Raw genomic sequence first — 14,083 nt, 5'->3', positions numbered from 1 at the left:
TTAAACTCAACATGCCGTGAGCAGCGGGAAAAGAAATCCCGAACTGCTGAGACAATTCGGGATCCGGTTTGGTTAGCGTATCAGTGTTCGTCCAAGACCTTTTCTTCCGGTTCGGCTTTGAGGTGGGTTTCGATGAGAAAGCGGGGGCGCTGCTTGACTTCGCTGTAAATTTTGCCGATGTAGCCGCCGACGACGCCGAGGCAGAGCATTTGCAGACCGCCGAGCAGCCAGATGGACGCGACGATGGCTGTCCAGCCCGCGACGGTGACGCCGCACAGGTGCGAGATGAGCGCGTACAGGAGGCCGAAGATGCTGAGGACGGAGATGAGAATGCCGAGGTTGGAGATGAGCTTTAAGGGCTTTACGCTGAACGACGTGATGCCGTCGAGCGCGAAGGAGATCATCTTTTTTAAGGGGTATTTGGATTCGCCCGCGAAACGCTCGGCGCGGTCATAATAGACATAGTCGCTTTTAAAGCCGATGAGCGGCACGATGCCGCGCAGAAACAGGTTGACTTCCTTATACTCGGAAAGGCCCTCGAGCGCGCGACGGCTCATCAGGCGGTAATCGGCATGATTGAAGACGACGTCTACGCCGAGAATCTTCATGAATTTATAAAAGCCCTCTGCGGTGGTGCGCTTGAAGAACGTATCGGTCTCGCGCTTGTTGCGCACGCCGTAGACGACGTCGCAGCCCTCCATATATTTTTCGACGAAGCGGTCGATGACGTTAATGTCATCCTGCAGGTCGGCATCCATGCTGATGGCGCAGTCGCACAGCGGCATGGCGGTCATGAGGCCGGCGAGCAGGGCGTTTTGGTGGCCGCGGTTGTGCGCGAGCTTTACGCCGTCCACATAGGGAATCGCTTCAGCATATTCGGAGATAATCGCCCAGGTTTTATCCTTGCTGCCGTCATCGACATAGAGAATGCGGCTTTCGGGATCGACCTGCTCGGCGCGGATCATGGTGTGCATTTTTTCGGTCAGACGCTTGGTGGTCTCCGGCAGCACGGCTTCCTCGTTGTAGCAAGGAATGACGAGGTACAAGACCGGAATATTACGTTCAGTCGTCATTATCAAAACCTTCTTTCTTTTCCAAAGCGCGGTCGGTTTGACTGCGCGGTTTTATGTGAATAATCCCGCTGTTTTCAAAATGCGCGCCGTGCTTTTTTGCATAGTGGGAGAGCTGGCGCAGCACCATATTGTGGCGGGCGAGCGGCACGGGGACTTCTTTGAAGATCGTGCGCATGAGTACCATATACAGTGCGAGCAGAAGCACGCACACGACGGTGATTGCTACGCCGAGGAACAGGCCGGGCGTGCGGTATTTGAACTCGATCTTGACATTGGTGCCGGCGTTGACGCGGATGGCCATGAAGCCGACGTTCACCTTTTCGATATCGACCTTTTCGCCGTTGACGTAGGCCGACCAGCCGTCTTCGTACGGGATGCTGAAGAACACGGGCACGTCGCGGCTTGCTGAGATGGTGGCGTTAAAGCCGGTATTTGTATATTCAAAGGTATCGCAGGTGAGCTTTGCGCGGTTTTCGCAATCTGTTTTGTAGGTTTCTTTGGTGTAGGAGAGTTTGCTTGTATCGAGCGGAGAAAGCATATCGCCCCATTTTGAAACCTGCTTATCGGTGAGGACGATGCCCTTGAGCATCAAAAGCTCGCGGTAGCTTTCGCTTGTGTTTTCGTAGTCCTTTTCGGTGACGTAGCTGTCGTAGGTGAAGCCCATGGGAATGTAATGTTCGTTTTCCCAAATGTCAAAGCCGTTTGTGTTGCCGTAGTACATCCAGCCCGGCATGGCGGGGTCGGCGTAGTCTTCGCCGGCGAAATACTCGGTATCGTGATCGTCGTCAAAAAGATACTTGACGCTTGTCAGTCCGCGCAGGCCGTAGTGAGTGGTATCCGGGCGGGAAGCGACATCGCGCTGCACGCCGATGGAATCGTAGAACTCCATGAGCGAGCCGGGGACGATGCTGTGGAACGCCTGAATGGACTGTACCTCCCAGAACATGGCGGAGTTATCGAGGCTTTCGTAGAAATCCGTACGGACGTTGTCGTCGCGCAGGTCGTCTATGGCGACATCCGCGCCGCCGTTTAAGGCGTAGGGGATGATGTGGTCATAGGTGTAATCCGACTGTGTTTTGCCGAGCGCGATGAAGAAAACAGAATACAGCACGATGGTGATGCTGAGACAGACGGACGCGGCGCGGTAGAACGGGCGGGAGCCGCGGTTATAAAATGCAAGAACAAAGCCGACAAGTGCAAGTGAGAGGAGCGCAATGGCGGCGTATGTCCAGAAGCGCGTGGGGTATTTTTCGAGGCCGAATGTGACATCGGTAATCTCGCCGTCCGTTTTGGTGAGTGTAGGCATGAGGCCGATGATGAGCGTCATGGCGAGCGTGATGAGCGTTGTCCACTTTAAGGAGCGGCGCCAATCAACACGCGGGTTTTCGAGCGCCATCATGGTGGCGGCGGCCATCATGAGCGTGAGCATATAGAACCAGCGTGCGTAATACGACGCGTTCATGAGCTGGAACAAAGCGTTGAGGCCGGGAATAAACGCCATGAAGAGCAGAACGCAGAGCATCTTTTTCAGCCAGTGGCGGCGCTTCAGCTGCATCCAGCCGATGACGCCGGCCATGCTGAACATGGGCAGCCATGCGCCGAGGGACGCCCATTTGGATTCGGAATCCGGGGTGAAGTTCGGGCGTGCGGGAAGATCCGGCGGGAAGAAGAGACACTGCAAAATGTGAATGTAGCGCTGGTTGCGGTCATAAAGCAGGGCGCTCCAGCCGCTGATGGGATTGGAAACGCGGTAGTTTTGAATGATGCACAGAACGCTTGGCACAAGCAGAATGCACGCGATGCCGAGGCCGAGCACGGCTTCGAGCGCGAGCAGGAGGAAATCTTTGACCGTGATGTGCCAGCTGCCGGAGAGCAGACGCACAAAGAAGTAGATGACCGTGAATGTCACCATGCCGACGAAGAAATAATAATTCACGATGCACGCGGCGGCGACCATGAGCGCAAAAATGCCGCGGCGCTTTGTGTACATGTATTCATCGAGCGCGGCTAAGAGCAAAGGGAACACGATGATGGCTTCGTGGAAATGATTGAAGAAAATGTTGTAGATCGAGTATCCCGAGAAAGCGTATAAGAGAGACGCTAAGAGCGCCGTGTTGGGGTTCTTTGCATAGCGGTGCAGATAGATATAGCCGGAGAGGGAGGCACAGCCGAACTTTAAGATGAACAGCGGGCCCATGAGGTATTGCAGCCATTCGCCCGGGAACGGAATGGTGAGCCAGAAGAACGGGCTGCCGAGCAGGTAGAACGAATAGGAACCGATGAAATTGACGCCGAGGTCTGTTAAATGATTCCAGCCGATGTTGCCGGAACGAATGGCATCGTGCGCGATGCGGTAGAACGGCACCTGCTGCACATTGAAATCGCCGTAGAACAGAAAGCGGCCGCCGTCTACGATCATGAACGGCACAAAGATGACAAAGGCCAAAGCGAGGCCGAAAAGGAAGGAGAAGAGGAAATAATTGCCGCGCGGCTTTTGCTGGATGCGACCATCGCGCACATAAGATTTTGAGGTATCCAAGTGAATGTCCTCCTGTATGTGAATTTAGAATGAGGTTTCTTATAAGCGTGGTTAAAAGTTTTTGATCGACCTTTTTTCAAATGAAGGTCAAACCGAACCTGCGGTTCGGTCGTGGGGTCTCGGGGTGAAGCCCAGAGTCGTCGTCCGCAGACGACGAAAACTTTTTGCCTCCCAAAAATCAGGACTGGGAGAAACCAATGCTTCGCATTGCTATCAAACAGTCCGGTGGACTGTTTTTGCGCGGGAGACCCAATTAGGGGGTCTCCCGAAAGGCGTGTAACGCCTTTTTAAAAGAGAGATTCCCCGCATCTATATTTAAGCTCAGTATAACACAAATAAAGGGTAGATTAAAGGCAAATTCTAATTTTTAAGGAATTTTTATTGAAATGTGCGGGGCAGTTCGGTATTATAATATAAGTAAAATTAAAAATACAGAAAAATCAGAAGGATATAAAAATGAAAATCGGAAATCTGACTTTGAACGGTGTGGCGGCGCTGGCTCCGATGGCGGGCGCGACCGATCGGCCGTTCCGCGAGCTTTGCTGCTCGTTCGGCGCAGCGTACTGCGTGACGGAAATGGTCTCGACGAGAGCGCTGCAGTATAACTATAAAAAAACGCAGGAGCTTATCACGCTCGGCGAAAAGGAACACCCCGTCGCGATCCAGATGTTCGGCGACGACCCGCTCATCTTTGCATCTGCCGCAAAGCGCGCCGCAGCGGCCGGGCCGGATGTTATTGATATCAATATGGGTTGCCCTGTGCCGAAAATTGCGGGCAATAACTGCGGCAGCGCCCTAATGAAAAAGCCGCCGCTGTGTGGGGACATTGTCCGTGCCGTGAAAAATGCGGTCGACCTGCCCGTGACGGTGAAAATTCGTAAGGGCTGGGACGAAAACAGCGTGAACGCAGTGGAGGTCGCAAAATATTGCGAAGATGCGGGCGTGGACGCCATTTGCGTGCATGGCAGAACGCGCACACAGATGTATGAGCCGCCGGCGGACTGGGATATTATCCGTCAGGTGAAGGAAGCCGTGAAGGTGCCCGTCATCGGCAACGGCGACGTAAAATGCGTGCAGGACGCCGTGCGCATGATGAACGAGACCGGGTGCGACATGGTGATGATCGGGCGCGGGGCGCTCGGCAATCCATGGATCTTCAGGGAGATCAACGGCTATTTCAGCAGTGGTCTGCGCATTATGCCGCCGCCGACGCTTGCGGAGCGCATTGTGGTCATTAAAAAGCATATGGATGCGCTGTGCGCCGCAAAGGGAGAGGGGCGCGGCATGCGCGAAGCGAGAAAGCATGTGGCGTGGTACATGCACGGTCTGCGCGGTGCGGCGGAATTCCGGCGCATGGCGGGCGAGCTGGAAACGCTCAGCGACCTCGATAAATTGCTCGAGAAAGTGTATATAGAAAACAAAGACGTGTCTTTTGACCCGTAACGGAAAGGAAGATCAGCGTGAAGCTTTTGGTACTGGACGGCAACAGCATTTTAAACCGCGCGTTTTACGGCATTAAGCTGCTGACAACGAAAAGCGGCGAGTTTACAAACGGTATTGTCGGATTTTTGAATATTCTGGAAAAAGTGAAGGACGAAACGGAGCCGGACGCGGTGGCCATCGCATTCGATATGAAAGCGCCGACATTCCGCCACAAGGCCTATGCGGGTTATAAGGCGCAGCGCAAGGGCATGCCGCCGGAGCTTGCGGCACAGATGCCGGTCTTAAAGGAGCTGCTCGGCGACCTCGGCTATAAAATCGTGACGTGCGAGGGCTGGGAAGCAGACGATATTCTCGGCACATTTGCGGAAACGTGCGAAAACACGGACAATACGTGCATGATTGCGACCGGCGACCGGGACAGCCTGCAGCTTGTCTCGCCGAAAACGACGGTGCGCCTTGCAACGACGAAATTCGGTCAGTCTGCCGTGACGCTGTGTGATGAGGCGTATATCAAAGAGACGTACGGCGTGGAACCGAAGCAGCTCATCGACATCAAGGCCATTCAGGGTGATACCTCGGATAATATTCCGGGCGTTGCGGGCATCGGCGAAAAGGGTGCGGGCGAGCTGATCCGCAAGTTCGGCTCTTTGCAGTATATTTACGACAATTTAGATGAGCTGGACATCAAGCCCGGCATGAGAACGAAGCTGATCAATTCCAAAGACAACGCGTTTTTGAGCTACGACCTCGGCACCATCCGCCGCAATGCGCCGATCGATACGGAGCTTGCGCATTATATTCCCGGCGAGGGCGACCCCGCAGCCGCAGCGCAGATCATGACGCGTTTAGAGCTTTTTAAGCTGATGGAACGCCTGCACCTGACTCCCGGCGCGGCGCCGACGGCGAACAGCACACAGGCCGAAGAAGCGGTTTTGCTGCCCGTGAAGAATTATAAAGACGGCGCAGCGGTGCTCGGCCAGTGTGAGGACGAGGGGGCGGCGTACTTTGTGCCGGTATTTGAAAACGACGAATTAAAGCAGCTTGTGTTTAACGGTAAGTTCGACGCGGGCAAGCCGGCGATTGCGGTCGTGGATGCGGACGACGCGTTTTTGAAGGCGTTCCTCGGCAGTAAGGTGACGAAAAAGTACACGTTTGCGCTGAAAAAGCTGCACCGCACGGCGCTGCATTTGAGGACTTCCCTTGAAAACGCCGTGATGGACACGGAGCTTGCGGCGTATCTTTTGAACCCCTCAGGCTCCGATTACGGTGTGCTGCGTTTGGCGGCGGAATGGGGCATTGCCGTGCCCGCATATGAGGACGCGAACGTGCAGGCGGCGGCTGTGCTGCCCGCTGTTTGTGCGGCGCTGCAAAAGGGCATCGACGAAAACGGCCAGCACGAATTATTGGAGAACATTGAAATTCCGCTTGCTTTGGTTTTGGGCGAGATGGAGGAAAGCGGCTTCCTTGTTGACCGCGAGGCCATAAAAACCTACGGCGAGGTGCTTTCTGAGCAGGTGGACGCGCTGCAGAAAGAAATTTATGAAGACGTGGGGTACGAATTCAACATCAACTCCCCGGTGCAGCTGGGCGAAGCGCTGTTCGTAAAGCTCGGACTGCCGCACGGCAAAAAGACGAAAAAGGGATACTCCACAAACGCAGATGTGCTGGAGGGTCTGCGCGGTGTGCACCCGGCGGTCGATAAGGTTTTGCGCTACCGCACGCTGACGAAGCTGCGTTCCACGTACTGCGAGGGCTTGCTGAAAGCCATCACGGCGGACGGGCGCATTCACTCGAGCTTCAACCAGACTGAAACGCGCACGGGGCGTATTTCCTCGACTGAGCCGAATTTGCAGAACATCCCGGTGCGCACGCCGCTTGGGCGTGAATTCCGCCGGTTCTTCATCGCAAAAGAGGGAAATGTGCTTGTGGACGCCGACTATTCGCAGATTGAACTGCGCGTATTGGCGCACGTGGCAAACGACACGCAGATGCAGGAGGATTTCCGACTTGGGCGCGATATCCACACTATGACGGCGGCGCGTGTGTTCGATATGCCCGAAGACCTTGTGACCCCGCAGATGCGCAGCCGTGCGAAAGCGGTCAATTTCGGCATTGTGTACGGCATCGGCGCGTTCTCGCTTTCAAAGGATATCGGTGTTTCCCGCCGCGAGGCCGAGGACTACATTCACGATTACCTGCGCAATTATAAGGGCGTTGCAGACTATATGGAACGCGTGGTGGAGGAAGCGAAGAAAAACGGCTATGTGGAGACGCTGTTCGGCCGCAGACGCTATCTGCCGGAGCTTGCAAGCTCCAATTTCAACATGCGTGCGTTCGGTGAACGTGTGGCGCGCAACATGCCGATTCAGGGCACGGCGGCGGACATCATCAAGATTGCGATGGTGCACGTGCGCAACCGTTTGAAAGCCGAAAAGCTCGATGCAAAGCTGATTTTGCAAGTGCATGACGAACTCATTGTGGAGTGCCCGGAAGCGGAAAGCGACACGGTGAAGAAAATTCTGGAAGAAGAAATGGCAAACGCGGTGCAGCTGAGCGTGCCGATGCTGGCAGAGGCCGGAAGCGGTAAGAGCTGGTATCAGGCGAAGGGCTAAGGGTTTATGATGATATTTTGCTGTCCCGCATGCGGCAGCGCGTTGGAAAGAGAAGACCGCGCGCTGCGCTGCGCAAACGGACATTCTTATGATATTGCGCGCCAGGGGTATGTGCATCTTCTGCCCGTAAAGCAGATGCACGCGAAGATTCCCGGCGACACAAAGCAGATGGTGGACGCGCGCCGCGTGTTTTTGAGCGGCGGCTACTACGATGCGTTCCGTGACAAACTGGCGGAGCTGACGGACAAATATCTGCCCGAGAACGGCGTTGTTTTGGACGCAGGCTGCGGCGAGGGCTTTTACACTTCGGCTTTATATGAAAAAGCCAAAGCGAAAAACGGTTCGGTTTCCGGCGTGGACATCTCGAAATTCGCGGTGAAAGCGGCTGCGGGCAAATATAAGGGCATCGATTTCGCGGTGGCGAGTTTATTTCACTTGCCGTGTGCGGAAAACAGTGCAGATGTGCTGACGGACGTTTTTGCGCCTATTGTGCCGGAGGAGTTTTTTAGGGTACTGAAGCCGGGCGGCGTGATGATCCTTGCGGTGCCGGGTGCGCGACATCTGTACGGCATGAAAGAGGTTTTATACAAAGAGCCGTATGAGAACGAAGAGCACGACACGGCCTACGACGGGTTTGAATACCTCGGCCGTGCGTGTGTGCAAAAGTTTATCACGGTGAACGGGCAGGAGAGCATTGAAGCGCTGTTCTCCATGACGCCGTACTACTGGAAGACGGACGTAGAGGGCGGAGAGCGTCTGCGCGCGCTCGATGTGCTCGAGACCGAGATTAAATTTGACTTTCTGGTTTACAGGAAGAAGTAGGCGGGTGCGCCTTTCAGCAGCTTTGTGCGGCACAATGTTGTTTATTATTGTTGTTTTGTTGTCATTCATTGAAAATTAAAGAATACTTAGTAGAATTCTCTCCCGAACTGTGCTATGATAGGTAGCGGTCGTTCGGGAGCGTTTTCATTTTGGAAGACGAAATACGACCGATTATAGAAGTATTCGAGGTTTATAATAAAGATGAAAATTTTGTTTGTCTGCACCGGAAACACGTGCAGAAGCCCAATGGCGGAGGGCATTTTCCGCCACGAAATGGAGCAGCGCGGCTTTGAGAATATCATGTGCCAAAGCGCCGGCCTTTCCGCGCTGGACGGGCAGCACCCCAGTGAAAATGCGGTGCTGGTCTGCAAAGAGATCGGCGTGGACATTAGCGGTCACATTGCGCGCCGCTTTACGCCGGAAGAAATCGATGTGTGGGACGTTTATTTCACGATGTCGAAAACCCATGCGTACATTTTGATGCAGGCGGGTGTGCCGGCGGAGAAGATTTACGTGCCGCATTACATTGACGATCCCTACGGCGGGGACCTAAATACCTACCGCAAGTGCCGCGACAAGATCTGCGAGGAATTGCAGACGTTTGAGCAGCATCTCGGTTTTTAAGGAGCGTTTATGCAGATTGTTTCGATGACGGCGGAGCACGTTTCGCGCCTTGCGGAGCTTGAAAAGCTTTGCTTTTCGGAACCGTGGAGCGAAAAAAGCCTGACGGAGGAGATTGATAATCCTGCCGCGTGCTTTTTGGTGGCGATGCAGCAAGATGAGGTGCTCGGCTACGGCGGCATGCACACGGTGCTCGGCGAAAGCTATGTGGATAATATTGCGGTGTTCCCGGAGTTTCGCGGCCACGATGTGGGCAGAACGCTCATGGCGGCGCTGATCGAAAAAGCGCGGGAAAACGGCGGCGTTTTCATCACGCTGGAGGTGCGGACATCAAACCTGCCGGCCATTGCGATGTACCGTTCGCTCGGCTTTACGGAAGCGGGTGTGCGCCGCAATTTTTATACAGAACCAAGAGAGGATGCGCTGATTTTTACGCTCTCCTTCTGAATTTTTAGCTATACGGGGGTAAAAAGTATGCTTTTCGGAAAAATCAAGGCGCTTGTCGAATACGGCGTGCGCACGGGGCTCATCGAAGCGGAAGACACGATTTACACGCGCAACCGTTTATTGGAGGCGCTTTGTGAAGAGGATTACGCGGATGAGGAAGCGGAGCAGAGCGAAAACCTGGCACTTTTGCTGGACGGTCTTTGCGACGAAGCCGTAAAGCGCGGCATCATCGAGGACGGTGCGACGTCCCGCGATTTATTTGACACGAAACTGATGGGCCTTTTGACACCGCGCCCGTCCGATGTGAACCGCACGTTTCGTGCACTTTACAAGGAATCCCCGGAAAAGGCGACGGACTGGTTCTATAAGCTTTGCGGCGACTGCAATTATATCCGCCGCGACCGTGTGGCGCGCGATTTAAAGTGGGTGTATAACGACCCGCGTTTCGGTGCGATTGATATTACCATCAACCTTTCAAAGCCGGAAAAAGATCCGAAGGCTATTGCTGCGGCAAAGAAAATGAAGGCTTCTGGTTATCCTGCCTGTATGCTGTGCAAGGAGAATATCGGTTATGCGGGCCGCATGAACCACCCGGCAAGACAGAACCACCGCGCAATCCCGATCACGGTGAACCATGCGGATTGGTTTTTGCAGTATTCTCCGTATGTGTACTACAATGAGCACTGCATTGTGTTCTGCGGCGAGCATGTGCCGATGCAGATTGACAAGAGCACGTTCCGCAAGCTGTTTGATTTTGTGGAGCAGTTTCCGCACTATTTCCTCGGCTCTAATGCCGATTTGCCCATCGTTGGCGGTTCCATTTTGACACACGACCACTACCAGGGCGGCCACTATACGTTCGCGATGGCGCGCGCGAACATGGAGGAGCACTGCACGCTGCACGGCTTTGAAGATGTGGAAGCGGGCATTTTGAACTGGCCGGTATCTGTTTTGCGTTTGCGCCATAAAAACCCGGATCGCCTGATTGACGCGGCCGACCATGTATTGAAAGCGTGGAGAAGCTACACGGACGAGGATGCGTTCATTTTTGCGGAGACGGACGGCGAGCCGCACAACACCATCACGCCGATTGCGCGCTGTGTGGACGGCGTATACGAGCTTGACCTTGCGCTGCGCAACAATATTACGACGGAAAAGTATCCGCTCGGCGTATACCACCCGCACGACGAATATCATCACATCAAGAAAGAGAACATCGGCCTCATTGAAGTTATGGGCCTCGCGGTTTTGCCGTCCAGACTGAAAGACGAGCTGAAGACCCTGAAAGACGTGATGCTGAAAAACGGCGATGTTTCAAGCGTGGAGAGCATCGCAAAGCACGCGGAGTGGGCAGCGCAGGTGAAGCGCGACCACCCGGAAATGAACGAAGCGAATGCCGAGCACATCTTGCAGCAGGAAGTGGGAAAGGTGTTTGTAAAGGTGCTGGAGAACGCAGGCGTCTACAAATGCACGGCAGAGGGCAGAAAAGCGTTCAGAACGTTTGTAGAAAGCGTACGCTGAATCGAAAATAATACGATAAAATAAGGAATCCACCGTATGTGTGAAAGCGATACGGTGGATTCTTTTTAATTCGTGATGAAACAGCTTCAAATTTCTTTGCCGCAGTATGGACGGATTGCGTTTACGTGTTCTTTACCGTGTCTTTCAGCGGTTCGCTTTTCGTGCCGTCTTCGTTGACCTTCTGCATGTTCGGGTAGACGAGTGCGAGGTAGTTGTCATCCAAGTGCTTATCGAGGAACATTTGGAACGAGCTTGTGGCGGGGATGCCCTCGGCGCGCTCGTTGGCGCGGGTCAGCGCGGCGCAGGAGATGAGCCCGTCAAACAGCATGAACGCAACGAGCAAAATGGTGAGGATAGCGCCCGGGCGCTTCGGGATTTTTTCGATCATGCGCGACATGGCGGGGTAAATTTCTTTGATCCAGATAAGGCCGAGCGTGCCCCAGATGAGCGCGAACATCAAGTTTGTGCGGCCGTCAATGTTGAACGGTGTGCCGCTGTAATCCCACGAAACGGTGCCGAACAGCATCTCCTGTCCCCAACTGCACAGATACTCGAACGCCGCACCGATGATGCCGCTGGCAACAAAAATGACGATGTCGTCCTGCTTGTAGAGCTTATACAGGCACAGCGTGATGATGGCTGCGCCGCCGCCGTAAATGGGTTGGAATGGGCCGTACACAAGGCCTACACGCAACTCAATCTGGTGCGCGATGAAGAACGCCCAGCATTCTTCAAGCACAAAACCGGCAAGGCAGCCGATGAAGAAGATCCAGAAGAGTTTTGTGAAGTTCATGCCGAACGCAAACGGGCGGTCTTCCGGGTTTTCGAATGTAGCTTCATATTCATAGCGGTTGCGCTTCCAGCGTTCGGCGGAGCGCTTTTTGCGCTCTTCCGTCGTGATGCGGTACGCTTTTAATTCCTTTTCGTACTGCTCGTTCGTCATATCCGGCGAGGCGCTCATGAAGCGGCGCTTTAAGAAGTTCGATTTGTTGAGGAGTGCTGTGTAGTTTTCGTCGGCGGTCTTCTGTGCTTCCTGAAGCTTCTTTTGCAGGTCGAGGTCATCGATGGCCTCCGCTGCGCCGATGGCGCCGCCGGTGACGGCATTGCCGAGGGCGTTTCTCGCCTCGCGCACGCGGTCTCCGAGTTCGGATAAGCGTTTAAACTGGTGATTCAAGCGCTGCACGGTGATGGACGTGATGATGATGTCGAGCAGCATGATGCCGAGGACGGCATAGAGGATGACCCAGCCGACGGTGCGGTTGACGTAGTGCAGAAGTGACGTGAGTACCGGCACGATGAACACCACAATGAACGAGAAGCACACGCCGCGCACGGTGGCGACGGGCACGGAAACGTAGCCCTTGATATTCCACTTGAATTTGGAGTAATCACGCAGGCGGATGTGCGTTGTTTTGCGCAGCAGCCACGCGAACGTGAATTCCACAAGAAAGCTTGAAATCAGGCAGAAAAACAGCGTGGCAACAAACGACGTCTGCCAATGCAGCGCCGTCAATGCCGCCCACGGCAGCGCAATCATCAGGCCGTACTGCGGGCAGTACGGGCCGTTCAGCATGCCGGGGTTTTTGAATTTTCGGTATACCATGCCGATGTACCCCACCTCTGCGACCCAGCCGCAGAAGGAAGCAAGCACAAAGTACCACAGAAAAAGCCAGATCTTATATGCCATGCGTGCATCTCCTTAAACCATCGAGCGTCCTATGTATATCTCGGAAAAGTATAAAACAGTATAGCATATTTCACGGTTTTCAACAATACTTCTGCAAGAAAAAACTGTCGAAAACCGCAGCAATATCGGAAATTTTGAGGGGAAAACAAACGGCTCCTACCACGAAAACCTGCCCATACTGCCTGATGGATGACGTGAAGATCGGCGCGACGAAATGCCCGCACTGCGCATCCGTGCTTCCGCCGGAAGACGAAGAGGAAAAGAAGGGCGCATAATATCTCGCTTATACATACGCGGCTCCACGGTGCTTTCATGCGCCGGGAGCCGTTTTTCTTTTTATTGTCCGAAGGACTATAGCATTCGCCGACAGGCGAATATAATGAAGGCGCACTTTCGGAGAGAAAGTACGCCTTGAAAATATGTATTCTTATGTCTTACTTAGAGCAAAATTACCAGCCGAGGCCCTTGAGGTAATCGCGGCTCATCTTCACGGCTTCGAGAGCGGGGGTGTCATAAGACTGATCCTGCTCGACAACGACCCACTTGGAGCCGGCTTCCAGTGCTGCATCGAGCACCGGCGGAATGTTCTGCATGCCGTGGCCGACCGGACGGAACTCGAACTTGCCGGTTTCTTTCTTCTTCTCGGTCTCAATGCCGATGAGCTCGTACATGTTGGCCGGCTTACCTTCCTTGTAGAAGTCCTTGAGGTGGACGACCGGTGCGCGGCCGGCGTACTTCTTGATGTAATCGACCGGCTCTTCGCCGGCGACCTTGACCCAGCAGATATCAAGCTCGGTCTGGAGCAGGTCAGCGGGAATCTCGGTATAGATATAATCGAGTGCATACTGACCGTTCGGCATCTTTACAAACTCGAAATCGTGGTTGTGGTAAAGCAGCGTGATGCCGACTTTCTTGCAGGCTTCGCCGATCTTCTTGAAGGTCTCAATGTTCTTGAGGAACTTCTCGGTGCCCGGACGATCTTCTTCCATCAGATACGGGATGGCAATGTACTGCATGCCGATCTCCTTATACTGTGCGACCGTGCCTTCGATGTCGGCTTCGAGCTCCTGGAACGGAACGTGTGCGGAAAGCGGAACGAGGCCCACTTCTTCCAAAATCGCCTTGACTTCCGCCGGCTTCATGCCATAAAGGCCTGCAAGCTCAACGCCGTCATAGCCCATGTCCTTGATTTTCTGCATGGTGCCCTTAAAATCGCGCTCAGCGTCATCGCGGACAGAATAAACCTGTACCGCTACGGGTAAAGTTTTCATGGTGAACTCCTCCTAAATTAATGGATTGCTTTTCTTTATCATACAGT

General features: G+C 54.1%; 11 protein-coding genes. 7 read left to right on the top strand and 4 right to left on the bottom strand.

Annotated features, from left to right (window positions below; all coding sequences use genetic code 11):
* Positions 1-80: 80 nt before the first annotated feature.
* Positions 81-1,073, bottom strand: a complete 993-nt coding sequence (locus ACLTX1_RS03675) for a glycosyltransferase family 2 protein (RefSeq protein ID WP_176819707.1) — start codon at positions 1,071-1,073, stop codon at positions 81-83.
* Positions 1,063-3,612 carry a YfhO family protein gene (locus ACLTX1_RS03670; RefSeq protein WP_412330475.1) on the bottom strand — a complete coding sequence of 850 codons (2,550 nt, stop codon included), beginning with the start codon at positions 3,610-3,612 and terminating at the stop codon, positions 1,063-1,065. The genes ACLTX1_RS03675 and ACLTX1_RS03670 overlap by 11 nt, the downstream gene beginning before the upstream one ends.
* Positions 3,613-4,068: 456 nt before the next feature.
* Between ACLTX1_RS03670 and dusB the strand changes: the two genes are divergently transcribed.
* The 6 genes from dusB to galT all read left to right on the top strand — a co-directional run bounded on the left by dusB (position 4,069) and on the right by galT (position 11,078).
* Complete coding sequence (gene dusB / locus ACLTX1_RS03665) at positions 4,069-5,055, top strand: tRNA dihydrouridine synthase DusB (protein WP_176819708.1); 987 nt, start codon at positions 4,069-4,071, stop codon at positions 5,053-5,055.
* Positions 5,056-5,072: 17 nt separating this feature from the next.
* The gene (polA, locus tag ACLTX1_RS03660; protein ID WP_412330474.1) at positions 5,073-7,667 is read left to right on the top strand and encodes a DNA polymerase I; all 2,595 of its coding nucleotides are present in this window, start codon (positions 5,073-5,075) and stop codon (positions 7,665-7,667) included.
* Between the two features lie 6 nt (positions 7,668-7,673).
* On the top strand, positions 7,674-8,489 hold the full coding sequence (locus tag ACLTX1_RS03655; RefSeq protein WP_308448595.1) for a putative RNA methyltransferase: 816 nt from the start codon (positions 7,674-7,676) through the stop codon (positions 8,487-8,489).
* A 201-nt stretch (positions 8,490-8,690) separates the two neighbouring features.
* Positions 8,691-9,113 carry a low molecular weight protein arginine phosphatase gene (locus tag ACLTX1_RS03650; RefSeq protein ID WP_308448596.1) on the top strand — a complete coding sequence of 141 codons (423 nt, stop codon included), beginning with the start codon at positions 8,691-8,693 and terminating at the stop codon, positions 9,111-9,113.
* A gap of 9 nt (positions 9,114-9,122) precedes the next feature.
* Complete coding sequence (gene rimI / locus ACLTX1_RS03645; RefSeq protein WP_343284600.1) at positions 9,123-9,557, top strand: ribosomal protein S18-alanine N-acetyltransferase; 435 nt, start codon at positions 9,123-9,125, stop codon at positions 9,555-9,557.
* A gap of 27 nt (positions 9,558-9,584) precedes the next feature.
* On the top strand, positions 9,585-11,078 hold the full coding sequence (galT, locus tag ACLTX1_RS03640) for a UDP-glucose--hexose-1-phosphate uridylyltransferase (RefSeq protein WP_308448598.1): 1,494 nt from the start codon (positions 9,585-9,587) through the stop codon (positions 11,076-11,078).
* A 121-nt stretch (positions 11,079-11,199) separates the two neighbouring features.
* Here galT and ACLTX1_RS03635 read toward each other — a convergent pair whose 3' ends face one another.
* Entirely contained in the window at positions 11,200-12,765 is a 1,566-nt protein-coding gene (locus ACLTX1_RS03635; protein ID WP_343284601.1) for a putative ABC transporter permease, read from the bottom strand.
* 134 nt (positions 12,766-12,899) lie between these two features.
* On the opposite strand from ACLTX1_RS03635, the gene ACLTX1_RS03630 reads away from it, so the two are divergent.
* Positions 12,900-13,040 (top strand): hypothetical protein, encoded by a 141-nt coding sequence (locus ACLTX1_RS03630; RefSeq protein WP_412264186.1) that lies wholly within the window; start codon positions 12,900-12,902, stop codon positions 13,038-13,040.
* 174 nt (positions 13,041-13,214) lie between these two features.
* Here the strand turns inward: ACLTX1_RS03630 and ACLTX1_RS03625 are convergent, their stop codons facing one another.
* Positions 13,215-14,036 carry a sugar phosphate isomerase/epimerase gene (locus ACLTX1_RS03625; RefSeq protein WP_343284602.1) on the bottom strand — a complete coding sequence of 274 codons (822 nt, stop codon included), beginning with the start codon at positions 14,034-14,036 and terminating at the stop codon, positions 13,215-13,217.
* Between the last annotated feature and the right edge of the window lie 47 nt (positions 14,037-14,083).

Origin of the sequence: Hominenteromicrobium sp. (assembly GCF_046974225.1) — a bacterium.
GTDB lineage: Bacteria > Bacillota > Clostridia > Oscillospirales > Acutalibacteraceae > Hominenteromicrobium > Hominenteromicrobium mulieris.
This window is presented reverse-complemented; position numbering and strand designations above follow the sequence as displayed.

Bases quoted from the DNA above. Each gene is read 5' to 3' on its own strand.
- ACLTX1_RS03675 (WP_176819707.1), bottom strand. From the start codon at position 1,073: ATGACGACTGAACGTAATATTCCGGTCTTGTACCTCGTCATTCCTTGC.
- dusB (WP_176819708.1), top strand. From the start codon at position 4,069: ATGAAAATCGGAAATCTGACTTTGAACGGTGTGGCGGCGCTGGCTCCG.
- ACLTX1_RS03655 (WP_308448595.1), top strand. From the start codon at position 7,674: ATGATGATATTTTGCTGTCCCGCATGCGGCAGCGCGTTGGAAAGAGAA.
- ACLTX1_RS03650 (WP_308448596.1), top strand. From the start codon at position 8,691: ATGAAAATTTTGTTTGTCTGCACCGGAAACACGTGCAGAAGCCCAATG.
- rimI (WP_343284600.1), top strand. From the start codon at position 9,123: ATGCAGATTGTTTCGATGACGGCGGAGCACGTTTCGCGCCTTGCGGAG.
- galT (WP_308448598.1), top strand. From the start codon at position 9,585: ATGCTTTTCGGAAAAATCAAGGCGCTTGTCGAATACGGCGTGCGCACG.
- ACLTX1_RS03635 (WP_343284601.1), bottom strand. From the start codon at position 12,765: ATGGCATATAAGATCTGGCTTTTTCTGTGGTACTTTGTGCTTGCTTCC.
- ACLTX1_RS03625 (WP_343284602.1), bottom strand. From the start codon at position 14,036: ATGAAAACTTTACCCGTAGCGGTACAGGTTTATTCTGTCCGCGATGAC.